The organism is Telluria sp. AC161, assembly GCF_979258535.1.
Genome location: NZ_OZ409861.1, coordinates 1,354,630 through 1,379,266, shown reverse-complemented (window position 1 = coordinate 1,379,266; position 24,637 = coordinate 1,354,630). Strand labels below are relative to the sequence as shown.

Below are 24,637 nucleotides of genomic sequence, written 5' to 3'. Positions count from 1 at the left end.
TGCTACCTGACGGGCAAGCCGCTGTCTGGCGACGGCCCGCCACCAATCTGAGCGCACCAGCGCAGCTCGAGGCGCATCGTGTCTTCGCTGTCCACGGCGAATCCCAGCGCCTCGTACAGATGGCGCGCGGCCACGTTATCCTGGCGCACCGACAGCGCCACCGCATGCCCTGCCCCCGCCGCCTGCGCCTGCAGGCGGCGCAAGGCGTCGGCCGCCACACCCATGCGGCGTGCAGAAGGCAACACCGCGATGTCCACCACCCGGATGACGCCATCGACGGCCGCCGTGACCAGACGGCCCACCGCCACGCCATCCCGTTCCAGCACCTGATACACGGCGTGCGGATAGCTGTTGCGGTAACCAGCCACTTGTTGCCGGTGCTGCATGGCGATCAGGCCATCGATCGTCGAAGGATCGGCTGGCAGCGCCAGCAAGTCGTCGCGTGTGCTCCGGTACAGGCTGGAGAAGAATGCCTCGTCGGCAGCGCCGGCGTCACGGATGTGCAGCGTGGCCAAGGTCATCGTGGATGGCGATCGGTTCTGTTACGGGAAAAACCGCGGGTCATAGTTCCACCGCCTTAAGGTCGTCGCCGCAATGGCACCGGCATCCCTGTGCTGTGGATTGATCAGAACGTTATATTCGTCAGGGACGATGACCGAGGGAACCAGCAGCAGCGCCGTGGCGTCTGACGCGATCCAGGCATCGCCAGCCTGCCTGGAAGCCATCCCGGCCGGAACGGCATCCCACCCGCCTGGAAGTGGGTCAAGAACCTGACGCACTGCCCACACCGTTTCCGGAATATCGATCCGTACCAAATAGCGGTTGAAAGGCAGAGCGCCGCTACTCAGGTAGTGAACGGTTTCCAGGGTCGCGAGCGCAATGCTGTCAGCGGCATAGACGATGGGCGTACCCTTGCTGTTCCAGCGCCCGCCCGTCATCTTCACGCCGGTTCCGCGCAAGTCGTTGGCGCTGTAGGCAGGCGCCTCGACGGCGATGCGCCAGACCTGCTTGTTCAAGCGTAGGCCCCGCTCTGGCTCATCGCCAGCAACTCTGCCACCAGCTTTTGCCCCTCGAACGTATCCATATAACTTGCAGGCGTCTCGCCGGCCAGGGCCGGCAATGGCTTCGTCAGCCAGTCCGATACCCAGCGCGCGGCATTGAAGCCGGCCGGATCGCCGGATTGCTCGACCATCGCCTGCACCATGCCGATCAGGGTTTCGACACCCAGGACGCGCTCGGATTCGTCCTTCGACAGCAAGGCAGCGTCTTTCTCCTTGCGACTGATGGTCGCCCGCGACAAACCCAGGCTGGACAACAGGGTTTCCTTGCTCATGCCCATCCGGGCCGAGAGGCTGCTGATCATTGCGGCAGGAATGCCGTGGCGGATGACGGCAATGCGCGCCTGGGGATCTGATCGGTAGAGGGGAATGCCCTCGGCGACATGGGTGCCGGCCCGCGCCGGTGAGGCTGTCCGCTTTGTGCCGATGAGCACGTTTTGCATTCCTGCGCGGGCAGGTTTGACTGTCTCTGCGTGGTGGTCTGTAGGGAGCTTTGCGGCTGCTTTAGCGTTCGACATGCTTTGCCTCCTTTGATACGGAAGTATAGTTCAAATGAGACAGATAGCAAGCCTTGGTTGCCAAGGTGAGTTCAGATTGCGAGACGTTAGCAAATCTGCGTGATCGGTTGCATATAGTCGCTGCTGATAGCGGGGTCTGGTCTGACATTGCGACACGGGCTCGGCTTGAGCAGATGGCTACGAACGCCGCGCTTTGCGCGAGCTGGGGCGTTGGGGCGCATGCTTTAATGCAAAAGTGTGAATGTGATGGCGGGGGTCTGGTCTGACATTGCGACACGGGCTCGGCTTAAGCAGATGGCTACGAACGCCGCGCTTTGCGCGAGCTGGGGCGTTGGGGCGCATGCTTTAATGCAAAAGTGTGAATGGGAAGCGCGCCCACGGCGCGCTGCGCTGTGCGCGTTGCGCACAGCAGATGGTCGATTCGGAGAGGGCTGCCCAAGTATGGGCAGCCCTTCGAATCCCACGCGGGGGCCATGCAGATGGCCCCCTCGTCTCCGGGAGGCGTTAACGGAAAAAGCTCCCTTGCGGGAGCTTTTTGCTTTTTTCTGGCGGAGACGGTGGGATTCGAACCCACGATACAGGTATAAGCCGTATGCATCCTTAGCAGGGATGTGCCTTCGGCCACTCGGCCACGTCTCCAATCAGTACCAACGTTTCCGTCAGCGCTGAGTGCAAGCATCTTAAGGGTTGGTGCTCATTTGGTCAAGAAAACACACCCAAAAAATTGCAAACTGGCTTAACTTTGTTCGAGATTAAATGACTTATGCAGGGCGCGCACGGCCAGTTCCATGTACTTCTCGTCGATCAGCACCGAAATCTTGATCTCCGACGTCGAGATCATCTGGATGTTGATGCCCTCTTCCGACAGCGTGCGGAACATGTCCGAGGCCACGCCAACGTGGCTGCGCATGCCCACGCCAACGGCCGAGACTTTCGAGACCTTGGCGTCGCCGACGATCTTGGCGGCGCCCAGGATGTCCTTCTGGTCTTCCAGCACCTTCATCGCCTGCACATAGTCGTTGCGCGAGACCGTGAAGGTGAAGTCGGTCTTGCCGTCCACCGACTGGTTCTGGATGATCATGTCGACTTCGATATTGGCTTCGGCGATCGGGCCCAGGATGTGGAACGCGACACCTGGCTTGTCCGGCACGCCCAGGACGGTGATCTTTGCTTCATCGCGATTGAAGGCGATGCCGGAGATGACGGCTTGTTCCATATTGCTTTCTTCCTCAAACGAAATCAGGGTGCCGGAGCTGGCTTCTTCGGCCAGGGGCATCAGGGGATCGGTCAGCGACGACAGCACGCGCGTCGGCACCTGGTAGTTGCCGGCAAACTCCACCGAGCGGGTTTGCAGCACTTTCGAGCCCAGCGAAGCCAGCTCGAGCATTTCTTCGAAGGTGATCTTCGACAGGCGGCGCGCCTCGTCGACCACGCGCGGGTCGGTCGTGTAGACGCCATCGACGTCGGTGTAGATCAGGCATTCGTCGGCCTTCAGCGCAGCCGCAATGGCAACCGCCGAGGTGTCCGAACCGCCACGGCCGAGGGTCGAGATATTGCCGTCCTCGTCCATGCCCTGGAAACCCGTGATGATGACGATCTTGCCGTTGGCCAGGTCGCGCAACACGCGCGTGTCGTCGATCGACTGGATGCGCGCCTTCGTGAACGACGAGTCGGTGCGGATGCCCGCCTGCCAGCCGGTGTACGAGACCGCGTCCTTGCCGATGGCCAGCAGCGCCATGGCCAGGAGGCCCACGGACACTTGCTCGCCGGTCGAGGCGATCATGTCCAGTTCGCGTGGATCGGGCTGGTCCATGATCTGCTTGGCCAGACCGATCAGGCGATTGGTTTCGCCCGACATGGCGGACGGCACGACGACGATTTGGTGACCTGCGTCGTGCCACTTGGCCACACGGGCCGCGACATTCTTGATACGGTCCGTCGATCCCATCGACGTACCGCCATATTTGTGGACAATTAAAGCCATATCAGGAAGGGTTCCAGCTAGGGGTAAGGATCAAAAAGGGACCCTCACTCTAGCATGGTGCAGCGCGGCATCACAAGGCTCGTTGGCGGAAAAGCTATACGAAAAGAACATAACCTAATGCTTTTCGCAACGCCACTGGCCGCGCTTGCTGCTCTACCTCAGGCCGTGCTCGCTTCCCAGCGCAATTCGATCGTGTTCTCGCCGCCTTCCAGCACATGCGCGCAATCCATCCCGATGCCGGCGGCGAACAACAGCTCGCGACCACGGCTGACGGTGGGCAGGCGCTCGCGCTCCCAGGCCGGCACGCCCAGCGCCTGGAAGTGCGCCTTCAGGCCACGCGTGGGCCGGTTGGCCGCTGTCTTGAGGCGCTCGCCGCCCTTGCGAAAATCGATCATCAACGGCAGCGCGCGCAGCCAGGCGGCGTCGAAGCCGCAGGCGGCCGGCACGAAGTGCAGCACGCCGCCGTAGGCCGGAAACGCCATCGACGCTTCGCCCTGCCAACGGAAGCGCTGCCCTTCCTTGACGAAGATGCCAAGGTCGTCCGGGTCGCGCATGCCTTCCAGTTCGGGCAAGTGCGGCGTCAGGAACAGCTTGCCGCGATGGCGGCGGATGTGGCAGTCGGGATGCGTAACCTTCAGCTGCGCATCCTCGCGCGCCGAGAACAATTGCCAGACCATCTCGGCGAGCCACGCCGTCGACGGCATTGCCAGCCCACGTACGGCAAACAGATGGCGCAGGCAATTGTCGATGCGATCGGCACTGAGCGCGCCGAGCACCGCGAGGTCGACCGCATCGCCATCCAGGCAGGCGGCCAGGTCCTGCGCCGCCAGTTCTTCGAGCATGCGCTGGGCCGACGCGACGTGCGCCGCGCCGCGCGCCAGGCGCGCCTGGAAGCCGGGAAAGTTCGCGGCCAGCGCCGGCATCACCTGATGGCGCAGCGCGTTGCGTGCATAGCGCGCATCCTGGTTGGATTCATCCTCGACCCAGGTCAAAGCATGCGTCGCGGCGTAGGCCTCGAGCGCCGCGCGGGGTTGCGTCAGCAGCGGCCGTGCCATCACGGTGACGTCATCGCCCAGCAAGCCGGGCGAGCGGTTGGCTGTTTCCATGCCGGACAAGCCAGCCGGCCCCGAGCCGCGCAGCAATTGCAGCAGCACGGTTTCGGCCTGATCGTCGAGGTGATGGGCGGTCAGTAGCAACGTCGCGCCATGCTCACGGCACATGGCGCCCAGCGCCGCATAACGGGGGCGGCGTGCGGCTGCTTCGACACCGGAACCGTCGACCGGGATTGTCACGCGGCGATGGTCGAACGGCACGCCCAGCGCGGCGCAACTGCGTTCGCAGTGCGCAAGCCAGGCGTCGGCATTCGGGCTCAGGCCGTGGTGGACATGGAAGGCATACAGCGGGATGCCCTGCTGCGCGCACCAGGCGTGGGCCAGGTGCAGCAAGACCATCGAATCGAGGCCGCCGCTGCAGGCGATCGCGATCGAGGTGGGCGTGTAGGTGGTGGACAGGCGCGCGAGCGCCTCATTGCATGCTGCCGGGACCGATCCGGCTGGATCGGTCCCGCGATTGGTTCTGCTCACTGTAGGGACTCGCTGCTGGGACTCGCTGCTGGGACTCGCTGATTAAAACTCGCTGGTCAGGCTTACTCTTCGCGCGGCGGCGTTTCCTTGAACTTGCCATATGCCATCAGCTTGGCGTGACGCGCTTCCAGCAGGTCCTTGGTCTTCATGCCCTGGAACTGGCGCAGCGTGTCGGCCAGTGCGCGCTTGAGCAATTGCGCCATCTGTTTCGGATCGCGGTGCGCGCCGCCCAGCGGCTCGTTGACGATCTTGTCGACCAGGCCCATCGCCTTCAGGCGGTGCGCGGTCAGGCCCAGTGCGTCGGCGGCGTCTGCCGCGCGCTCGGACGTCTTCCACAGGATCGATGCGCAGCCTTCCGGGGAAATCACCGAGTAGGTCGCGTATTGCAGGATCAGCACGGCGTCGCCGACAGCAATGGCCAGCGCGCCGCCCGAACCGCCTTCACCGATGATGGTGGCAATCAGTGGTACCTTCAGTTCGGCCATCACGTACAGGTTGTGACCGATGGCTTCGGACTGGCCGCGCTCTTCCGCTTCGATGCCCGGGAATGCGCCCGGGGTGTCGACGAACGTGAAGATCGGCAGGTCGAATTTTTCAGCCAGCTTCATCAGGCGCATGGCCTTGCGGTAGCCTTCGGGCTTGGGCATGCCGAAGTTGCGCATCGCGCGCTCTTTGGTGTCGCGGCCCTTCTGGTGGCCGATGACCATGCAGGGCTGGCCATTGAAGCGGGCCAGGCCGCCGATGATCGACTGGTCGTCGGCGAAGGTGCGGTCGCCGTGCAGTTCATGGAAATCGGTGAAGATCGAGTTCACATAGTCCATCGTGTACGGACGCTGCGGGTGACGCGAAATCTTCGACACTTGCCACGGAGTCAGCTTGGCGTAGATGTCTTTGGTGAGCTGCTGGCTTTTCTTGTCCAGGCGATCGATCTCCTCGGAGATATCGACGGCGGAATCATCTTGTACGAACCGCAGCTCTTCAATCTTGGAATCGAGCTCGGCAATCGGCTGCTCGAAATCGAGGAAAGTTAATTTAGTCATTGTCACTCCGGGGTAATGTCTTGGCCGTGCTCTGTGGCTGCACGGCGGATCAGGGCGCTATTCTACCGTAAGCCGGTGGCGTGTCGGGCGGATCGGGGCTCAGGCCGCAGGGGCGACCGGGTCCAGGCTGCGCCACAAATACCAGGTCGCCACCGTGCGCCAGGGTTCCCAGTTGGCCGACACCTCGCGCGCATCGCTGCGCGAAACCGGTTCGCCCGAGAAATAGTTTTGGCTGATGCCCTGGATCAGGCCGGGATCGTCCAGTGGCAGGACGTTCGGCCGCAGCAGATTAAATATCAAAAACATCTCGGCTGTCCAGCGGCTGATGCCGCGTATGCGGATCAGCTCGGCAATGACGGCCTCGTCATCCATTTCGGACCACAGGTCGGCGTGGACGCGCTTGGCCTTGAAGTGGTCGGCCAGGTCGAGGATGTATTCGGTCTTGCGCTTGGACAGACCGCAACCGGACAATTGGACTGCGCCCAGCTTGATGATCTGGCTGGGGCCCAGGGTCGGGCAGACGGCGAGCAGCTTGCCCCAGGCCAGGTCGGCCGCTTTCGGCGTGACTTGCTGGCCGACGATCGAGCGCGCCAGCGTCGTGAACGGGTCGGGCTGGCCACGCAGATGCAGGTCACCGAACTGCGGGATCAGCTTGTTCATGATGCGGTCGCGCTGCATCAGTTCGCGCTTGGCTTCGGCCCAGTAGATCGGCACGGCGAGCGCATCGTGCGCCGGCGACGTGCCTGCCAATGCAGCCACGCTGCCCGACTTGTCCTTGTTCGCTGGCATTATGTACGGCGCCAGGTCGTTCCGTCGGCCTTGTCTTCCAGGACGATGCCCGCCTCCGTCAACCCCTTGCGGATGGCGTCGGCGCCAGCGAAGTCGCGCGCGGCCTTGGCGGCTGCGCGGCGAGCGATCGCATCCTGGATCGCTGCTTCGTCCAGCCCACCCTCGCCCGCATCGGGGCTGCCCGCCTGCAGGAACGCCTGCGGTGCCCGTTCGAGCAGGCCGAGCACGGCGGCAAGCGCCTTGAGCTGGCGTGCAGCATCGACAGACCTGGTGCGGTTGATTTCGCCGGCCAGATCGAACAGCGCGGCCACTGCCAGCGGCGTGTTGAAGTCGTCGTCCATCGCATCGCGCACGCGCCGGGCGTGGGCTTCGTCCCAGTCGACCGCAACCGGCTCATTACCCAACTCGATGCCGTTCAGCGCCGTGTACAGGCGCGTCAGCGCTGCCTTCGCGTCGTCGATATGCACGTCGGAATAATTGAGCGGGCTGCGGTAGTGGGCGCGCAGGATGAAGAAGCGCACGACTTCGGCGTCGTACTTCTTGAGCACGTCGCGGATCGTGAAGAAATTGCCCAGCGACTTGGACATCTTTTCATTATCGACGCGCACGAACCCGTTGTGGATCCAGTAATTGACCATCGGCGCGCCGAACGCGCCTTCGGACTGGGCGATCTCGTTTTCGTGGTGCGGAAACTGCAGATCGGCGCCGCCGCCATGGATGTCGAAGTGTTCGCCCAGCGTCGCGCATGACATGGCCGAGCATTCAATGTGCCAGCCCGGCCGGCCCTGACCCCACTGCGAATCCCATTTGGCATCAAGCGGCTCGGATTGTTTGGCGGCTTTCCACAGCACGAAGTCGAGCGGATCGCGCTTGCCGGTGTTGACATCGACACGCTCGCCGGCGCGCAGGTCGTCAAGCGATTTGCCCGACAGCTTGCCGTAGCCGTCGAAGCCGCGCACGGCGTAATTGACGTCGCCGTCCGCGGTTTGATAGGCCAGGCCTTTCTGTTCGAGCTTGCCGATGATCGACAGCATCTGCGGAACATATTCGGTTGCGCGCGGCACGACGGTGGGCGGCAGGATGCCAAGCGCAGCCGTGTCTTCATCCATGTACTGGACAAAGCGGCCCGTCAGCGCACCGATGGTTTCGCCATTCTCGACGGCGCGCTTGATGATCTTGTCGTCGATGTCGGTAATGTTGCGCACGTACTGGACCTCATAGCCGGACGCGAGCAACCAGCGGTACACGACGTCGAACGCCATCATCATGCGTGCGTGGCCAACGTGGCAGTAATCGTAGACAGTCATGCCGCAGACATACATGCCGACCTTGCCGGCGACCTTCGGGACGAAAACCTGCTTGTCACGCGCCAGCGTGTTGTAAATCTTGAGTTGGCTCATTGAATTTTCGGTTCGCACGAGGATGGCAAACGCTCGCCGGCGCCGCAACGACCATCCCGGCGCGGCATTGCATGCGCGCCAGCCGGACGGGTGCGGCGTGGGGTTCGCCTGGGGCCTCGGTGTTATTCTTATTTGATAGAATGGGACGTTGTTTGTAAGCGCTTCTCTTGTGCGCTTCAAGGAAAGTATAGCATTGATAAAAACCCGGCTGGCCCCATACGGACCAGCTTTATTTTTGGGACAACCCTTGACAGCGCCACGTGCGCGGTCCATCAGAGGAAGCCAGATGTCATCGTCATTCAACCGCCGCTTCGCCCTCGTGCGCGTCGCTGGCGTCACCGCTGCCCTCGCCTGCGGCCTGCTGTTCTCCGGCAGCGCGCTGGCGGCCGACATGCCGCAGTATTCGATCAAGACCAGCATGGGCGAGATCGTCGTCGAACTCGATCAGGAGAAAGCCCCCAAGACCGTGGCCAACTTCGCGGCCTATGCCAAGTCCGGCGCCTACAACGGCACGATCTTCCATCGCGTGATCGACGGCTTCATGATCCAGGGCGGTGGCATGAACGAAAAGTTCGAGGGCCGCAAGACGCTCAAACCCATCAAGAACGAATCGAACAACGGCCTGTCGAACCAGCCGTACACGATTTCGATGGCGCGCGAAGACAATCCTGACAGCGCCACGTCGCAATGGTTCATCAACGTGGCCGACAATTCGGGCATCGATTTTCCGTTCGTCGGCGGCTCGGGTTACACGGTGTTCGGCAAGGTGGTCAAGGGCCAGGAGACGGTCGACAAGATCAAGGCCGTCGTGGTCGACGACGTGCGCGGCATGCAAAACGTGCCAGTCGTGCCGATCAAGATTACGTCCGTGACGCTGCTCAAGGGCGACAAGCTAGTAAAATAACGGTTCCGCCGCGCCTGCATCCGGCGCGCATGCCCATCAACCAATTACAAGGACACCACATGACGACGATTCTCATCACCACTAACCAAGGCAACATCACCGCTGAACTGGACGCTGAAAAAGCACCGAAGACCGTTGCCAACTTCATCGACTACGTCAACAAGGGCCACTTCAGCAACACGATCTTCCACCGCGTGATCAAGGACTTCATGATCCAGGGCGGCGGTTTCGAGCCAGGCATGAAGCAAAAGCCAACGCCGGCCACCGTCGAGAACGAAGCCAAGAACGGCCTGAAGAACGACAAGTACACGCTGGCCATGGCCCGTACGTCGGATCCGCATTCGGCATCGGCCCAGTTCTTCATCAACACCAAGAACAATACCTTCCTCGACTACCCGGGCCAGGACGGCTGGGGTTACGCCGTGTTCGGTAAAGTCACCGGTGGCCAGGAAGTCGTCGACGCGCTGAACAACGTCAAGACCAGCCGCGGCGGCATGCACTCCGACGTGCCGGTCGACCCAGTCATCATCGAGAAAATCGAAGTCCTGTAATGCGCGGCGCGCACCAGCATCAGTCGTCGTCTTGAGTACGCCAATGACGCTGCCTGCGCGCCCGTTCGCGCTGTTCATCTCCGACCTGCATCTGCAGGTCTCGCACCCGCGCACGCTGGAAGCATTTTTGCGCTTCCTGGCCGAGCGCGCGGTGCATGCCGAGCACCTGTACCTGCTCGGCGATATCTTCGAATACTGGGCCGGCGACGATGACGTTGCCGATCCGTTCCACCAGACCATCATCACGGCGATCCGCGCCGTCGCCGATGCCGGCGTGGCGGTCTTCTGGATTGCGGGCAATCGCGACTTTCTGGTCGGGGAAGGCTTCGCGCACGCCGCCCATCTGACCCTGCTGCAGGAACCCCATGTCATCGAGGCCGGCTCGCGCCGTATCGCGCTCGTACATGGCGACGCGCAGTGCACGCTCGACACCAAATACATGGCATTTCGCGCCCAGGTGCGCGCACCTGACTGGCAGGCGCAATTTCTCGGCATGCCGCTCGCGCAGCGCAAGGGCATCATCGCCGGACTGCGCGAAGGCTCGCGCGAAGCCCACACGGGCAAGTCATACGAGACGATGGACGTGACGCCCGATGCGGTAGCCGATGTGTTCGCCTCGCTCGATGCCGACGTCATCATTCACGGGCACACGCACCGGCCCGCCGTGCACGCGTACGGCGACAAGCTGCGCTATGTGCTGCCCGACTGGGAACTGGACGAGGTACCCGCCCGCGGCGGCTGGCTCGCGCTGCACCCCGATGGCAGCCTCATTCGTCACGATTTCGACGGCACCATCCTGACATCCCGGTAGAGTGGGCGGCTGTGCCGCCCACGCGTTCAACGTCACGTGGCATGCCTGGGTGTGCGAACGTCGCTCGAACGCGTGGGTGGGAAACCCGCCCACCCTACATCCCCATTGCATAATCGCGCGTCTGCATGTTGACCTTTGCGCGGCCACTGTTATACTCAACTACAACACCACTTCAACATATCACCATGAGGAGGCAGGCATGCGCAACTCCCTGACGCCGCACCGAACCACCACGGAGGCCCTAGATGACCGTCGGCTGGAACGATAAGACCCCGATTTACCACCAGCTCAAGGAGCGCGTCGTCGGCATGATGCTCGACGGCGATCTCAAGGCCGGCGACGCCCTGCCCTCGGTGCGCCAGATTGCCGCCGACTATCAACTCAACCCAATCACCGTCTCGAAGGCCTATCAGGAACTGGTCGACGAGAACCTGGTGGAAAAACGAAGGGGAATTGGCATGTATGTCACCGAAGGCGCCAGCGAGAAACTGCTGGCCAGCGAGCGCGCACGTTTCATCAGTGAAGAGTGGCCGGCGATGCTCGAGCGTATCCGCCGCCTGGGCCTGGACGTCAAAGAGCTGCTGGCCAACGCGGACCACGGAGGTGCGGCATGAGCAACGTCATTTCCGCGCGTGGCTTGACCAAACACTACGGCAAGCGGATCGCCGTCGACAGCATCGACATCGAGATCGCCGCCGGCCGCATCGTCGGCCTGATCGGCCCCAACGGCTCGGGCAAGACGACGACGCTCAAGGCAGCCCTTGGCCTGATCCAGTGTGAAGGCGAACTGTCGGTGCTGGGACTCGATCCGCGCACCCAGCGCGACGAGCTGATGAAGGACGTCTGCTTCATCGCCGACGTCGCCATTCTGCCGCGCTGGCTGCGCGTGAAGGATGCAATCGACTTCGTGGCGGGCGTGCACCCGCGCTTCGACCGCAGCAAGGCCGAACGCTATATCGCCAACACCAAGCTGACGCCAACCATGAAGGTCAAGGAAATGTCCAAGGGCATGATCGTGCAACTGCACCTGGCGCTCGTGATGGCGATCGACGCCAAGCTGCTGGTGCTGGACGAGCCGACGCTCGGGCTGGACATCATCTACCGCAAGGCGTTTTACCAGAACCTGCTCGAAGACTATTTTGATGAACACAAGACGATCGTCATCACGACGCACCAGGTCGAGGAAGTCGAGCACATCCTGACCGACCTGCTGTTCATCCGTGACGGCAAGATCGCGCTGGCCGCGTCAATGGAAGAAATCGGCGAACGCTACGTCGAAGTCATGGTGGGCAGCGACAAGGTGGCGGCGGCCAGAGCGCTGCAACCGATCGACGAGCGAACGGTGTTCGGCAAATCCGTGATGCTGTTCGACGCACTGCGCGCCGGCGGCCTCTCCCGCACGCAACTGGCTGCGCTCGGCGAAGTTCGCAACCCGAGCGTGGCCGACCTGTTCGTCGCCACCATGAAAGGAACCTACGCATGACTACGCCAATGAGCACCATGAAATGGCTGATCCGGCGCGAACTGTGGGAACACAAGGGCGCCTTCTTCTGGGCGCCGCTGGCCGTGGCCGCCGTGATCGTGCTGCTGTTCGGTGGCGGCTTCCTGTACGCCATCATCGCCAATCCGTCGTTCCACGTGCAGGTCAGTGGCGAACAGGTCATGACGGTCAATGGCCTGCCGCCGGCGGTGCTGGCCAAGCTGGCCACCGCCGCCGCGTCGAGCTACCTGGTGATCACGGCGCCGCTGTTCTTCGTGCTGCCGGTGGTCGTGTTCTTTTACTGCATGGCGACGCTGTACGACGACCGGCGCGACCGCAGCATCCTGTTCTGGAAATCGCTGCCGATGTCCGATGCCCAGACCGTGCTGTCGAAGGCGGTGACGGCGCTGCTGGTCGCGCCGCTGGCGACCATCGCGATCGGCATTGCCGCCTCGCTGATCCTGCTGGTGATCGGCCTGCTGGGCGGGGCCATCAAGGGCATCAACCTGATCGCACCGGTGCTGGCCAATGTCAACTTTTACCTGGCGCCCGTGTATCTGATCAGCTTCCTGCCGCTGTACATCCTGTGGGCGTTGCCGACAGTGGGCTGGCTGCTGCTGGTATCGAGCTGGGCGAAGTCGCGCGTGTTCCTGTGGGCCGTCGGTGCGCCGCTGGTGGCGCTCGCCATCCTGGCCTGGTTCGATTTCCTGGCCGGGCGTTTTGCCGGCGTGTCGATGAACGTCAAGTGGTTCGGCGAAGAGATCGTAGCGCGGGTGCTGCTGGGCGTGTTCCCCGGGATCTGGTTCGGCGAAGTCAATGGAGAGGCGCTGGCGCAGCAGCAACAGGCTGGGCTGGATGGGCCGCTGCTGTTGGGCACGTCGTATGCCACGCTACTCACGCCGGGTGTCTGGATCGCGGCCGCCGCTGGCTGCGCCATGATCTACGGCGCGATTCGCCTGCGCCGCTGGCGTGACGAGGGGTAAGCGCGATGCGACTTCATGTCATCTTGATGCTGGGCATGCTGGCGAGTATCAACGTCAGCGCCAGCGCTGCCGACACGCCACCGGACAGTCCCGAGACCATCCACGTCAACGCGATCCGCAAGCCGGAAGTGCGCAAGTACACGGCAATCGTCGCGGGCCTGGACGCATTCGAGCGCCATCACCGCATGGCACCAAACGCCGACGCCTTGCGCTTTCGCGTCGAGCGCCGTGCCTGGACCGACAAGACACCCAAGCCGGGCGAGGCGCCACTGGCGCTGCGCCTGGAAGGCAAGGACGACTTCGCGCTGCCGCTGCCCCTGAGCGATGCGTTCGAAACCATCGTGCCGCGCAGCAGCGCAGCGCTGGCAGCGGACAGCGAACTGGTCCTCAATCGCAAGCGGCGCATGTACCGCGTGACGCCTCTGGTACGCTCGCCTGGCTTGCCAGAGAACGTGCGGCGCCTGGGCGACCTGCGGCTTGAATGCCACGTGTTGGTCGCGATCGGCAAGGAAGAGCTTGGCCTGATGCGCACGCTGTTCGTCAACAGCGTGCTGCTGACGCCCAACTGGTGCAATTTCTTCAATGCCGAGCGCGAGGGCTTTCAATTCGACACCCCAGAGCGCCTCGCACGTGCGACCTTGCGTGAAGGTGATCGCACGAAAGACCTGCCGGTCGAGGGGCAGAGCTTTCGCACCGCCATGAACGATCCGGACTGGAGCGACGACGCGCTGATCGAACTGGCGTTCGAGCCGGTTACTGAAACTGCTGGCGAAACGCCTCGAACTGGCCCTTGAGGTCTTCCATCTCGCCGCGCAGCGCGGCGACTTCTTCTTCGAGCTGCGCGATGCGGCCGCCCTGCGTCAGGTTGCTCGCGCTGCTGGACGTCTGCTCGCTGCCGGCAACGATGGTGATCTCGCCGCCCAGCAGCTGGCCATAACGCGATTCCTTGGTACCCGGCGCGCGCTCGAGTTTCACGACCAGCGGCGGGTATTTGTCGATCAAAAATTGCAGCGCCGTTTCGACATCGGCCACGGTCTTGAATTCGTGCAGGCGCCCGCTGCGGGTGCGGATCTCGCCAGCGGTCTGCAGGCCGCGCAGCATCAGGATCGTGAGCACGGCCAGCTTGTCCTGCTCGAGCGTCCACTTGATGCGCATGCGGTGTTCGTACTTGACGACGCGCGCGCCGGCCTGCGAGATGGCGTTCACGAGCTTGCGCTCGGTCAGCCGCTGCAGCGTATCGAGCACGACCGCTTCGCTGATCTGCATGACCGGATCGCGGCTCGACAACTGGTTGCAGCCATTGACGATCGCGTTGAGCGACATCGGATAATTATCGGGCGTCAGGCCTTCTTTTTCGGCCAGCACGGCCAGCACGCGCAGCTCGACCGGATCGAGTACTGCCACCATTTCATTCGTCATGCGTTTCCTTGTTATGCCAAACGGTTCAGTTGTTCGAAACGAGTTTACCACCGTCGTTGGCGCAGGATGGCATGGCGTGTTTCGTCGCCGATTCGGGAAGAGCGTTATTGGGTGGGAATTTTGGTACTGCGGAGGGATGAAACTGCCCGGATTGCCGCGAGCGCGACAATCCGGACATGAAGAACAATCAGCTGTCGCGGCCGATACGCTGGCGGCGCGCTTCGTACAGGCAGACGCCCGAGGCCACCGACACGTTCAGGCTTTCGACCGAACCGAACATCGGGATGCTGACCAGCACATCGCAGGTCTCGCGCGTCAGGCGGCGCATGCCCTCGCCTTCCGAACCCATGACCAGTGCGGCCGGGCCCGAGAAGTCGGCTTCGTACAGACCCTTGTCGGCGTCGTCCGTGGTGCCGATCAGGAGAATGTCGCGTTCCTTCAGCTCGCGCATCGTGCGCGCCAGGTTGGTCACCGTGATGTACGGAACCGTCTCGGCGGCGCCGCTGGCGACCTTGGCGGCGGTGGCGTTCAGGCCGACCGCACGGTCCTTTGGCACGATGACCGCGTGCGCGCCGACACCGTCGGCCACGCGCAGGCAGGCGCCCAGGTTGTGCGGATCGGTGATGCCATCCAGGATCAGCAGCAATGGCGGACCTTCGATGGCGTCGAGCAGCTCATCGAGATTGCGCGCCAGCGCGAGCTGGCTGGCAAACGCGATCACGCCCTGGTGACGGCGGGTGCCGGTAATCTTGTCGAGGCGCGCGGCCTCGACCGGCATCACGCGCACGCCGGCCGCCTTGGCGTTGGCGATCAGGTCCTTCATGCGGCCGTCGTTGCGCTCGGCATCGACGAAGATTTCTTCCACTGACTGCGACTCGTGACGCAGTCGCGAGGTCACGGCGTGGAAGCCGAAAATCATTTTATTTTTCATTTGCTACTTTTCGAATACTTTCAGGGACTTACTTTTTGCTGGTTTTGGCTGCGGTCTTTGCTGCAGTTTTCACTGCGGGCTTGGTGGCGGCTTTGGCCGGCGCCTTGACTGCCTTCGGCGCTGCCGGCTCAGCGACAACCTTGGCTGCAGCCTTGCGTGGTGCAGCTGCCGCCTTTTTGGCTGGTGCTTTGGCAGCGACTGCCTCGGCCGGGGCCTTGGTAGCTGCTGCCTTGGCTGGCGCTTTGACCGCTGCTGCGTTGGCCGGGGCCTTGACTGCCGCTGCCTTGGCCGGTGCTTTCGCAGCAACGGTCTCGGCCGGCGCCTTGACTGCGACTGACTTGGCTGCTGCCTTTTTCGCTGGTGCCTTGACCGCTGCTGCTTTGGCCGGCACGTCGACTGGTGCTGCCTCGACTGGCGCTTTCACGGCAGCCGTCTTGACAGCAGCCTTTTTGGCTGGCGCCTTGACCGCTGGCGCTGCCACGACTGGTGCAGCTGCAGCTGGTGCAGCTGGTGCAGCAACAGCAGGCGCTTTTACAGCCGCTTTTTTGGCTGCGGCTTTCACAGGCTTGGCTTCGGCAACCGGCGCTGGCGCAGGGGTTGGTGCAGCCTCGACCACGTCGTTGACGACGGCCTTGGTTGCACGCAGCTTGCGCGCTGGCGCTGGGGCAGCGGCTGCTTCGGCAGGCTTTGGCTGCGCGACCGGTGCTGGTGCTGCTGCAACCGGTGCTGGTGCTGGTGCTGGTGCTGGTGCTGCAACCGGTGCCGGCGCTGGCTTCTGCGCCTGCACTGGCGCTGGTGCCGGCTTCGCTGCCTGCACTGGTGCCTGCGGCGTCGCTGTCGTCATTGGCGCTGCTGCTGCTGCCGCAGCGCGCTCGGCTGCCTTGGCCTTCTGACGGGCTTTGCGCGATTTCGGCTTCGCCTGTTGCGGCTCGATGCCATCCTGACCAAGCGGACGTGCAATCTCGAGTGGCGACTGCTGTGGACGACCCTGGTCGTTATTGCCGCCGTTGTTGCCTGGCTTCGGACCACGCGAACGACCACCGCGCGAACGCTTGCCGTTCCCGCCGTTGTTATTGCCGTTACCGCCGTTGTTGCTACCGTTACCACCGTTGTGATTGCCGTTGTTGCCGCCACCACCATTGCCGCCATTATTCTGACGACCATCGTTGGTGCGTGGCTCGTTGCTGCGCTGTTCCTTGTTGCGGCCGCCCTGATTGCGCTCGCGACCAGCATCATCACCCGACGACTCGGCGCCAGGCGCGGACGCCAGCGTCAGGTCGATCTTGCGCGATTCCAGATCGACGCGTGCCACCTTGACGGTGACCTTGTCGGTCAGGCCATAGCTTTGGCCGGTACGCTCGCCACGCAGCACATGGCGCGCTTCGTCGTACTGGAAGTAATCGGCGCCCAGCTCGGTGACGTGCACCAGGCCTTCGACGAACAGCTCATCGAGCTGCACGAAGATGCCGAAGGTGGTCACGCCGGCGATGGTGCCGGTGTACTCTTCGCCGATCTTGTCCTGCATGAAGAAGCACTTGAGCCAGTTCTCGACGTCGCGCGACGCTTCGTCGGCGCGGCGTTCGTTGGCCGAGCAGTGCACGCCCAGGGCGTCCCAGATGGTCAGGTCTTTTTCGTTCTTCGGCGCCTTGCCGTCGGCCTTGTCTTTCGCGGCCTGCTTGCGGGCCGAGTTGGACTGCGTCGTGTTCAGCTTGGCCAGGTCGATACCCTTCGGCTCGTACTTCTTGCCGAGCAGGATCGCCTTGATCGCGCGGTGCGTCAGCAGATCGGGATAGCGGCGGATCGGGCTGGTGAAGTGCGCGTAGGCTTCGAACGCCAGGCCGAAGTGGCCGACATTGTCCGGGCTGTAGACGGCCTGCTGCATCGAGCGCAGCATCATCGTCTGCAGCAGTTGCGCATCCGGCCGCTCCTTGATCTGCTGCATCACGGCGGCGTAGTCGCGCGCGCTCGGCTTGTTGCCGCCGGCCAGGTTCAGGCCCACCTGCTTGAGGAAGGTGCGCAGCTGGTTCAGCTTTTCCTCGGTCGGCGTCGCGTGAATACGGAACGTGCCCGGATGCTTGTGGCGCAGCAGGAAATCAGCGGCGCACACGTTGGCCGACAGCATGCACTCTTCGATCAGGCGGTGCGCGTCGTTGCGGGTGCGCGGGATGATCTTTTCGATCTTGCCCAGCGCATTGCAGACGATATAGGTTTCGGTGGTTTCGAAGTCGATCGCACCGCGCTCCTGGCGTGCCTTGAGCAGCGCGCGGAACACCTGGTTCAGGTGTTGCAGATGCGGCACGATGCCTGGACGCTTCTTGGCTTGCTCGCCGTTCTCGTCAGCCAGGATGTCGGCCACTTCGTTATAGGTCATGCGCGCAGCCGAGTGCATCACGGCCGGATAGAACTGGTACGCAGTGACTTCGCCATCCTGCGAGACCACCATGTCGCACACCAGCGTGCAGCGGTCGACCGTCGGGTTCAGCGAGCACAGGCCGTTCGACAGCTTCTCGGGCAGCATTGGGATCACGCGGCGCGGGAAGTAGACCGACGTTGAGCGTTCGATCGCGTCAGCGTCGAGCGAGTCGTTCGGCTTGACGTAATGGCTGACGTCGGCGATCGCGACCAGCAGGCGGAAACTGTTCACGCCCTTGATGGTCACAGGTTCGCAATAGACGGCATCGTCGAAGTCGCGTGCGTCTTCGCCGTCGATCGTCACGAGTGGCACGTCGCGCAGATCCACGCGGTTGGCCAGGTCGGCATCGACGACTTCGTTCGGCAGGCGCCCGGCCTGCTTGAGCGCGGCCGGCGAGAAAATGTGCGGCACGCCGAACTTGCGCACGGCGATTTCGATTTCCATGCCCGGGTCATCGAGCTCACCGAGCACTTCGACGATACGGCCAGTTGGCTTCTGGAAGCGGCCTGGCTGCTCCAGCAGTTCGACACTGACGATCTGCCCTGCACGGGCATTGCCGGTCGGGCCGGTGACGATCACGTCCTGGGCGATGCGCTGGTCTTCAGGCGAGACGATCCACGCGCCCTCTTCATTGAGCAGGCGCCCGATGATGTGCGTGTTCGCGCGCTGGACGACTTCGACGATCGAGCCTTCCGGACGGCCTCGGCGGTCCATGCCCGTCACGCGCGCCATGACGCGATCGCCGTGCAGAACTTTCTGCATTTCACGGTCGGACAGGAACAGGTCGGGACCCGGTTCATCGGGAATCACGAAGCCAAAACCGTCGCGATGCGCGCTGACTTTACCGGCCACGAAGGCGGAATGATCAGCCAGCATATAGGTGCCGCTGCGGTCGGAACGGATCTGGCCGTCACGCTCCATGGCGTTCAGGCGGCGGCCGAGGACTTCCTGCGCTGCGGGCTGAACATCAAGGGCATGTGCCAGGGCGGCTGCATCGAGCGATTCAGCGGCGTCGCGGAAGACAGCGAGGATTTCCTCGCGGCTTGGAATGGTATGAGTAGGTTGCTTCAAATCGATTCTTTTTTCTTTGGCCAGTAGAGCGCCGCACATCACATAAGGGCGGCAGCGTGGTTAATTGACACCATGACAGGCGTAGTGTAACGGAGGTCTATCCGATTCGCCTAACATGATGTGCGCCAACGACCTGCGCCCGTCACGGGATGCATGCGCGGAGAGCCTGCGCGGGGTACTTGCACGTGAGTCCTTGTCGAGAACTTCACCTTGGGTCTTTGACTATTGAAAATGATCCGCTATAATCTCGCTCTCTTCAGCAACGGCGACAACGCCGGGGCGATGAAAAGCAGTGGTAGCAGAGGATGTTTGATGTGCCGGTCAGAGATGTTTCACGAATAGTTGATCTGGCGGAAAATGACAAACCCTGCTATTGTAGCAGAGATGTTCTTGCAGTGCCCACGTGGCGGAATTGGTAGACGCGCATGGTTCAGGTCCATGTGCCGCGAGGTGTGGGGGTTCGAGTCCCTCCGTGGGCACCAAAAAGTTCATCGGTTGTAAAGTTCGTGTAGTTGCAGTGCCCACGTGGCGGAATTGGTAGACGCGCATGGTTCAGGTCCATGTGCCGCAAGGTGTGGGGGTTCGAGTCCCTCCGTGGGCACCAAAGGTTTTAAATAGCAGCAAGGTAGCAAGCAGTATCGTTGTTGAGTAGTCCCAGTGCCCACGTGGCGGAATTGGTAGACGCGCATGGTTCAGGTCCATGTGCCGCAAGGTGTGGGGGTTCGAGTCCCTCCGTGGGCACCAAAAGTCTATCTCGTAGTTAGTAGTCAGCAGTATCGTTGTCAGCAGTTGCAGTGCCCACGTGGCGGAATTGGTAGACGCGCATGGTTCAGGTCCATGTGCCGCAAGGTGTGGGGGTTCGAGTCCCTCCGTGGGCACCAAAAAATGTAGTGAGTTTGTGGACCCTGTGTCCCGCAAAACGCCGTAGCCTTCGAAACAGGGTTACGGCGTTTTGCGTTGTACCCGCTGTTTTCTGACGCGAGTTCAGTGCGTCGCCAGATCGTCAAGAATCGGGCAGGCCGAGCGCGCATCGCCATGGCAGGATGCCGCCAGACTCACGAGGGTACGGCGCATCGCCGCCATCTCCGCGATCTTGCGATCCAGTTCTTCGATATGCGTCTGCGCCAGTGCGCGCACGTCGGCACTGGCCCGGCCCTTGTCTTCCCACAGCGCCAGCAGGTTCCTGATCTGGTCCAGCGAAAAGCCCAGTGCCCGCCCACGATGGATGAATTGCAGCACGCGCACCTCGCGCTCGCTGTAGAGGCGATAGCCGGCGCCGGTACGGCGTGGCGCCGGCACCAGGCCGATCGATTCGTAATGACGGATCATCTTGGCCGTGACGCCCGACGCGCGGGCGGCGTCGCCGATGTTCATACTGGATGGGGTCGCTTGCATGGTGCACTCCGGTCGTCGTTCATGCACCAGCTTACACCTTCCCACAGTGGGAAGGACAAGTGCATGCTTGACTTGCGCGCCGTAACGGTCGAGCATGGGCGGCATGCAGATTCTTCGCTCTGCCGTCCTCGGGACGGCGCTGGTTGTCGTTCTCTCTTCCAGCCTGGCTGCGCCGGCGCCGTATTACCAATGGCGCAGCAAGCTTACGGGCGCCCTGGCCTGTTCGCCAACGCCGCTGGGTGAAGGCTGGGTCAAGGCGACCGGTCCCTATCGTGACGCGCGTTGCGAAAAACCCATCGTTGTTAAATAATGAATCCGGCAGACGTCGTTCGTCTGTCATTGTTCAGCTTTCAAAAACAGCTTACCCACTGAGGAGACACCCCATGTTTACCAGCCCGGAACAGTTTGCCAACGCCACGAAAACCCTGTTCGACCTGCAGATGCAGACCTTCAATGCGCTGGCCGGCAAGACCGTCAAGGGCGTCGAGCAGGTCGTCGCCCTGAACATGAACGCCATCAAGAGCACGATGGACAGCACGATGCAGGCGAGCCGTGACATCGCCCAGGCCGGCAATCCGAAGGCCGCGTACGAGTCGCTCGCGGCGCGCATGCAGCCAGCCGCTGGCGTGACCAACGCAGCCGAGTACACGACGCAGTTGAAGGCCATCATCGACGACATGCACAACGAGTTCCGCGGCGCGGCCGATGCGCACGCCGTCGAAGCGAAGAACACGCTGTCGGCGCTGATCTATGACGTCACGCAGAACGTCAAGCCAGGGTCCGAGAACGCGGTCCAGATCATGAAGGCGGCGATCGACAATGCCTTCAAGGGTTACGAGCAGGTAACGGCTGCCACGCGCCAGGCGGTGCAGACGGTCGAAGCGCAGTTCGAACGTGCCAGCACCATCGTCACGCCGGGCGGCGGCAAGCAGGACAAACCCGAGTAAAGTCGTCCTTCATCAACCCGGCCCCTCAGGGCGCCGGGTGTTTCGCCGCCTGATCCGCCGGGTCGTCGATCCCCAGCAAGTCTTCCAGCCGCGCCAGCGACACCTCATCCTTGATTACCGAACGCAGCCAGGCGTGCAATGGCTGTTCGCCCCAGCGCGCCGCCTTTTCCGCCAGATACGCGACCGGGCTGTGCGGCTCCGTGCGGCGGAAGAAATCGGCGACCTGGCGCAGCTGCGCCAGCGCCTGGTCGCGGTGCCCGACCGGTCCGTCGATGTGCGCTGGCCGCGCCACGGCGATGGCGCCGCCCTGCCCTGCCGTGGATGACGCAGCGCTTGTCACCGCTACCGGCACCATTGGTGAGATCAGGTCGATGACGTCACGCAGCGCCGTGCGCGCCATGCTGTAGCTTGGGCCATCGTTGCCCAGTTGCGCGTCGACGACGCGTTCCAGTTCGCTCAGCGCCGCGACGCCCGCTTCGCAGTCAACCAGCAGCGCCTGCACGAACGCCGGCTTGCTGCGTGCACGCAGCGCCTCGAGTTCGGCCACCGCGTCCGGCCCCCGTGCGCGCGCCACTTCCCATGCCTGCAGAGTCAGCGCGCCGCTCTCGTCCAGCGCGACACCCTTGGCCAGTGGCGCCATGCGGCTGGCCAGCCAGGCCAGGATGCCGATGCGCCGCTCGACGCCGTCTTCGTCGGCCTGCGGGTGCACGCCGTCCCAGTAGCGCGCGCACAGTGCGGCCACCAGGCCCAGGCCATCGGCCAGGCCGCGCATGCCGCCGGTCCGGGTGCTTGCCTCGGCCAGCCAGACGGCCAGTTGCAAGTCCTTGCTGCGTGTTTCGAGCAGGGCGGCGCAGCGTTTGCCGACGAACTTCCAGTCGGCTTCCTTGAGCGCCGTGACCCAGGCGCCCTGCTCCAGCGACGGATCGTCGGCCAGGCGCGCGCGGGCGATCTCGTCGACTTCGGGCGCGAAGGCCAGGTCGGCGCCGCACGGATTGTCCGGCGTGATTGGTGTGAGCAACAGGTCGATAGCGAGCATGGTGTCTCCTTGGGGTCAAACCTGCAATCAAGCCTGGACCGGTTCGATCAGGTATTTGAACTTGCCGGCGCGGGTGGCGCCGACCTTCACGCGGGCGATGGCGCCGCCTTCCATCATCCGCGCCAGCACGTTGTCGGCGATCTCGGGCAGCAGCGTGCCGCCCAGGATGTTGTCGATATTGCGCGCACCGGAATCGACTTCGGTGCAGCGGCTGAGCACTGCCGCTACCAGGGCGTCGTCGTATTCGAAGCTGGCCTTGTGGTTCTCGAGCACGCGCGCACCGATGCGGGCAAGCTTCAGGCGGATGATATTGGCCATCACCTCGTCGCCGATCGGATAGAACGGCACCACGCTCAAGCGGCCCAGGAAGGCCGGCTTGAAATGCTTCATCAGGCTTGGGCGCAGCAGCTCGGCCAGCGCGCCGGGCGTGGGCAGGTCGGCCACCGGCTTGTTCAGGCAGGCGGCCATCAGTTGGCTGGCGCCGACGTTCGACGTCAGGATGATGATCGTGTTGCGAAAGTCGATGACGCGGCCTTCGGCATCGTCCATCACGCCCTTGTCGAAGACCTGGTAGAACAGTTCGAGCACGTCGGGGTGCGCTTTCTCGGCCTCGTCGAGCAGCACGACGCTGTACGGATTGCGCCGCACCGCTTCGGTCAGCACGCCGCCCTCGCCATAGCCGACATAACCGGGCGGCGAGCCTTTCAGGCCCGAGACGCTGTGCGCTTCCTGGTATTCGCTCATATTGATCGTGATGAGCTTGCGCTCGCCGCCGTACAGGATGTCGGCCAGCGCCAGCGCCGTTTCGGTCTTGCCCACGCCCGAAGTGCCGACAAACAAAAACACGCCCTTGGGCTTGTTCGGATCGTCGAGATTGGCACGCGCCGTGCGCACGCGCTGGGCCACGACGCTGCTCGCGTGGCGCTGGCCCAGGATGCGCTCGTCGAGCATCGCCTGAAGATTGACGACGGTGCGGATTTCATCCTTGACCATGCGCCCGAGTGGGATGCCGGTCCAGGCGGCGACGATGGCGGCGACCGTGTGCCCGTCGACCTGTACCGGCACCAGCGGCGCGTCGCCCTGCAGGCCACGCAGGCGCTCGCCGAGCGCGCGCAGTTGCGCGCTGCCGTCCCCCGCTGCGTTTGGTCCCGCGGCTTCGAGTTCCGTGCGGAGCGTGCCGATCTGGCCCGCCAGCACCTGCTCGTCGGTCCAACGACTTTGCAGCGCGACCTGCTCGGCCGCTGCACTGGCGCGCTCTTCGCCTAGCGACGCCAGCGCGGAAGCGTGATCTTCGCCGGCGCTCGTGTCGCGGCGCAGGGAACCCATGCGGGCGTCGACGCGCTCGATGCGGCGCCCGCAATCTTCCAGCAGCGCCGGCGTGGCGCTCTGGCCCAGCGCCACCCTGGCGCAGGCCGTGTCCAGCACGCTGATGGCCTTGTCCGGCAACTGGCGCCCGCTGATGTAGCGGTGCGACAGGCGCACTGCCTCGGTGATGGCCTCGTCGTAGATGCGCACGCCGAAGTGCTGCTCCATCAGCGGCGCCATCGCGCGCAGCATCGCCGCCGCCGTGTCTTCGTCGGGTTCCTCGACCTTGATCACCTGGAAGCGTCGTGCGAGCGCCGCATCCTTTTCGAAGTATTTTTTGTATTCGCCCCAGGTCGTCGCGGCGATCGTGCGCAGTTCGCCCCGCGCCAGCGCGGGCTTGAGCAGGTTGGCCGCATCGTTCTGGCCGGCCGCGCCGCCGGCGCCGATCATCGTGTGCGCTTCGTCGATGAACAGGATGATCGCGTGGGGGCTCTGCTTGATCTCGTGGATGACATTCTTGAGGCGGTTTTCGAACTCCCCCTTCACGCTGGCGCCGGCCTGCAGCAAGCCCATGTCGAGCGTGTGGATCTCGGCGCCCTCCAGCACGTCCGGCACGTCGCCCAGCGCAATGCGCAGCGCCAGGCCCTCGACGACGGCCGTTTTGCCAACGCCCGCCTCGCCCGTCAGGATCGGGTTGTTCTGGCGCCGCCGCATCAGGATGTCGATCGCCTGGCGAATTTCCATGTCGCGCCCGATGACCGGGTCGACCTTGCCGTCGCGCGCACGCGCCGTCAGGCAGGTCGTGTACTGATCGAGGGCCGGCGTGGCGCGGCCCGTAGACTGCGCCAGCTCGGACGCGGCGTCCGGCCCTGGCTCGCTGCTTTCCGCTACCAGGTCCGGTTGCTCTACCGAGCCACGCGTCAGGCGCTCGAGATCGTGCTTCAGGCGATCGAGCGGAAAACGGGCAAACAGCGGCGACGCACGCTGTGCCAGTTGCGCCAGCGATGGCTCGGTCAACA

Annotated in this window: 22 protein-coding genes, 5 tRNA genes and 1 pseudogene; 13 read left to right on the top strand and 15 right to left on the bottom strand. The window is 63.4% G+C overall.

Annotated features, from left to right (window positions below; translation table 11 throughout):
* Positions 1-2: 2 nt before the first annotated feature.
* From ACZ0AJ_RS06315 to cysS, 9 genes are all read right to left on the bottom strand, one after another.
* Positions 3-521 (bottom strand): GNAT family N-acetyltransferase, encoded by a 519-nt coding sequence (locus ACZ0AJ_RS06315; protein ID WP_499453213.1) that lies wholly within the window; start codon positions 519-521, stop codon positions 3-5.
* Between the two features lie 21 nt (positions 522-542).
* The gene (locus ACZ0AJ_RS06310) at positions 543-1,016 is read right to left on the bottom strand and encodes an RES family NAD+ phosphorylase (protein ID WP_499453211.1); all 474 of its coding nucleotides are present in this window, start codon (positions 1,014-1,016) and stop codon (positions 543-545) included.
* Entirely contained in the window at positions 1,013-1,576 is a 564-nt protein-coding gene (locus ACZ0AJ_RS06305; RefSeq protein ID WP_499453210.1) for an Xre family toxin-antitoxin system antitoxin, read from the bottom strand. Before ACZ0AJ_RS06305 ends, ACZ0AJ_RS06310 begins: the two co-directional genes overlap by 4 nt.
* Before the next feature lie 546 nt (positions 1,577-2,122).
* Positions 2,123-2,215, bottom strand: a tRNA-Ser gene (locus tag ACZ0AJ_RS06300).
* Between the two features lie 97 nt (positions 2,216-2,312).
* Positions 2,313-3,560 carry an aspartate kinase gene (locus tag ACZ0AJ_RS06295; protein ID WP_183551359.1) on the bottom strand — a complete coding sequence of 416 codons (1,248 nt, stop codon included), beginning with the start codon at positions 3,558-3,560 and terminating at the stop codon, positions 2,313-2,315.
* A gap of 158 nt (positions 3,561-3,718) precedes the next feature.
* On the bottom strand, positions 3,719-5,143 hold the full coding sequence (gene tilS, locus ACZ0AJ_RS06290) for a tRNA lysidine(34) synthetase TilS (protein ID WP_499453208.1): 1,425 nt from the start codon (positions 5,141-5,143) through the stop codon (positions 3,719-3,721).
* A gap of 62 nt (positions 5,144-5,205) precedes the next feature.
* Entirely contained in the window at positions 5,206-6,183 is a 978-nt protein-coding gene (locus tag ACZ0AJ_RS06285; protein ID WP_499453206.1) for an acetyl-CoA carboxylase carboxyltransferase subunit alpha, read from the bottom strand.
* A 99-nt stretch (positions 6,184-6,282) separates the two neighbouring features.
* On the bottom strand, positions 6,283-6,972 hold the full coding sequence (locus ACZ0AJ_RS06280; protein ID WP_258837698.1) for a DNA-3-methyladenine glycosylase family protein: 690 nt from the start codon (positions 6,970-6,972) through the stop codon (positions 6,283-6,285).
* Positions 6,972-8,372, bottom strand: coding sequence for a cysteine--tRNA ligase (gene cysS / locus ACZ0AJ_RS06275; RefSeq protein ID WP_499453204.1), 1,401 nt, complete (start codon positions 8,370-8,372; stop codon positions 6,972-6,974). The genes ACZ0AJ_RS06280 and cysS overlap by 1 nt, the downstream gene beginning before the upstream one ends.
* A gap of 286 nt (positions 8,373-8,658) precedes the next feature.
* Between cysS and ACZ0AJ_RS06270 the strand changes: the two genes are divergently transcribed.
* The 7 genes from ACZ0AJ_RS06270 to ACZ0AJ_RS06240 all read left to right on the top strand — a co-directional run bounded on the left by ACZ0AJ_RS06270 (position 8,659) and on the right by ACZ0AJ_RS06240 (position 13,895).
* Entirely contained in the window at positions 8,659-9,276 is a 618-nt protein-coding gene (locus tag ACZ0AJ_RS06270; protein ID WP_499453202.1) for a peptidylprolyl isomerase, read from the top strand.
* A gap of 59 nt (positions 9,277-9,335) precedes the next feature.
* On the top strand, positions 9,336-9,827 hold the full coding sequence (locus ACZ0AJ_RS06265) for a peptidylprolyl isomerase (RefSeq protein ID WP_499454237.1): 492 nt from the start codon (positions 9,336-9,338) through the stop codon (positions 9,825-9,827).
* A 43-nt stretch (positions 9,828-9,870) separates the two neighbouring features.
* On the top strand, positions 9,871-10,638 hold the full coding sequence (locus ACZ0AJ_RS06260; RefSeq protein WP_499453201.1) for a UDP-2,3-diacylglucosamine diphosphatase: 768 nt from the start codon (positions 9,871-9,873) through the stop codon (positions 10,636-10,638).
* Between the two features lie 245 nt (positions 10,639-10,883).
* Complete coding sequence (locus ACZ0AJ_RS06255; RefSeq protein WP_499453199.1) at positions 10,884-11,252, top strand: GntR family transcriptional regulator; 369 nt, start codon at positions 10,884-10,886, stop codon at positions 11,250-11,252.
* On the top strand, positions 11,249-12,121 hold the full coding sequence (locus ACZ0AJ_RS06250) for an ABC transporter ATP-binding protein (RefSeq protein WP_499453198.1): 873 nt from the start codon (positions 11,249-11,251) through the stop codon (positions 12,119-12,121). Before ACZ0AJ_RS06255 ends, ACZ0AJ_RS06250 begins: the two co-directional genes overlap by 4 nt.
* Positions 12,118-13,101 (top strand): hypothetical protein, encoded by a 984-nt coding sequence (locus tag ACZ0AJ_RS06245; protein ID WP_499453196.1) that lies wholly within the window; start codon positions 12,118-12,120, stop codon positions 13,099-13,101. Before ACZ0AJ_RS06250 ends, ACZ0AJ_RS06245 begins: the two co-directional genes overlap by 4 nt.
* 5 nt (positions 13,102-13,106) lie before the next feature.
* Positions 13,107-13,895 (top strand): hypothetical protein, encoded by a 789-nt coding sequence (locus ACZ0AJ_RS06240; RefSeq protein WP_499453194.1) that lies wholly within the window; start codon positions 13,107-13,109, stop codon positions 13,893-13,895.
* On the opposite strand, the gene ACZ0AJ_RS06235 is transcribed toward ACZ0AJ_RS06240, so the two are convergent.
* The 3 genes and pseudogenes from ACZ0AJ_RS06235 to rnr all read right to left on the bottom strand — a co-directional run.
* Positions 13,855-14,520 (bottom strand): YceH family protein, encoded by a 666-nt coding sequence (locus ACZ0AJ_RS06235; protein WP_482898381.1) that lies wholly within the window; start codon positions 14,518-14,520, stop codon positions 13,855-13,857. The genes ACZ0AJ_RS06240 and ACZ0AJ_RS06235 overlap by 41 nt on opposite strands.
* Positions 14,521-14,707: 187 nt before the next feature.
* Entirely contained in the window at positions 14,708-15,451 is a 744-nt protein-coding gene (gene rlmB / locus ACZ0AJ_RS06230; protein WP_183551326.1) for a 23S rRNA (guanosine(2251)-2'-O)-methyltransferase RlmB, read from the bottom strand.
* 1,210 nt (positions 15,452-16,661) lie between these two features.
* Positions 16,662-18,935: pseudogene (rnr, locus tag ACZ0AJ_RS06225) on the bottom strand (ribonuclease R); the annotation flags it as partial.
* Positions 18,936-19,332: 397 nt separating this feature from the next.
* On the opposite strand from rnr, the gene ACZ0AJ_RS06220 reads away from it, so the two are divergent.
* From ACZ0AJ_RS06220 to ACZ0AJ_RS06205, 4 genes are all read left to right on the top strand, one after another.
* Positions 19,333-19,417 (top strand) — tRNA-Leu (locus ACZ0AJ_RS06220).
* Between the two features lie 37 nt (positions 19,418-19,454).
* Positions 19,455-19,539: transfer RNA gene (locus ACZ0AJ_RS06215), tRNA-Leu, on the top strand.
* A 55-nt stretch (positions 19,540-19,594) separates the two neighbouring features.
* Positions 19,595-19,679, top strand: a tRNA-Leu gene (locus ACZ0AJ_RS06210).
* A 52-nt stretch (positions 19,680-19,731) separates the two neighbouring features.
* Positions 19,732-19,816, top strand: a tRNA-Leu gene (locus tag ACZ0AJ_RS06205).
* Between the two features lie 103 nt (positions 19,817-19,919).
* Here the strand turns inward: ACZ0AJ_RS06205 and cueR are convergent.
* Positions 19,920-20,309: a Cu(I)-responsive transcriptional regulator gene (cueR, locus tag ACZ0AJ_RS06200; RefSeq protein ID WP_499456738.1), complete on the bottom strand. Its 390-nt coding sequence runs from the start codon at positions 20,307-20,309 to the stop codon at positions 19,920-19,922.
* A 124-nt stretch (positions 20,310-20,433) separates the two neighbouring features.
* Here cueR and ACZ0AJ_RS06195 point away from each other — a divergent pair, with 124 nt between their 5' ends.
* Both ACZ0AJ_RS06195 and phaP read left to right on the top strand, forming a co-directional pair.
* Positions 20,434-20,640 (top strand): hypothetical protein, encoded by a 207-nt coding sequence (locus tag ACZ0AJ_RS06195; protein WP_499454233.1) that lies wholly within the window; start codon positions 20,434-20,436, stop codon positions 20,638-20,640.
* Positions 20,641-20,713: 73 nt separating this feature from the next.
* A complete protein-coding gene (gene phaP / locus ACZ0AJ_RS06190; RefSeq protein WP_499453190.1) occupies positions 20,714-21,277 on the top strand; it encodes a TIGR01841 family phasin in 564 nt (187 codons plus the stop codon).
* 25 nt (positions 21,278-21,302) lie between these two features.
* Here phaP and tssA read toward each other — a convergent pair whose 3' ends face one another.
* Entirely contained in the window at positions 21,303-22,313 is a 1,011-nt protein-coding gene (gene tssA, locus ACZ0AJ_RS06185; RefSeq protein WP_499453188.1) for a type VI secretion system protein TssA, read from the bottom strand.
* A 27-nt stretch (positions 22,314-22,340) separates the two neighbouring features.
* A complete protein-coding gene (gene tssH, locus ACZ0AJ_RS06180; protein ID WP_499454231.1) occupies positions 22,341-24,635 on the bottom strand; it encodes a type VI secretion system ATPase TssH in 2,295 nt (764 codons plus the stop codon).
* Between the last annotated feature and the right edge of the window lie 2 nt (positions 24,636-24,637).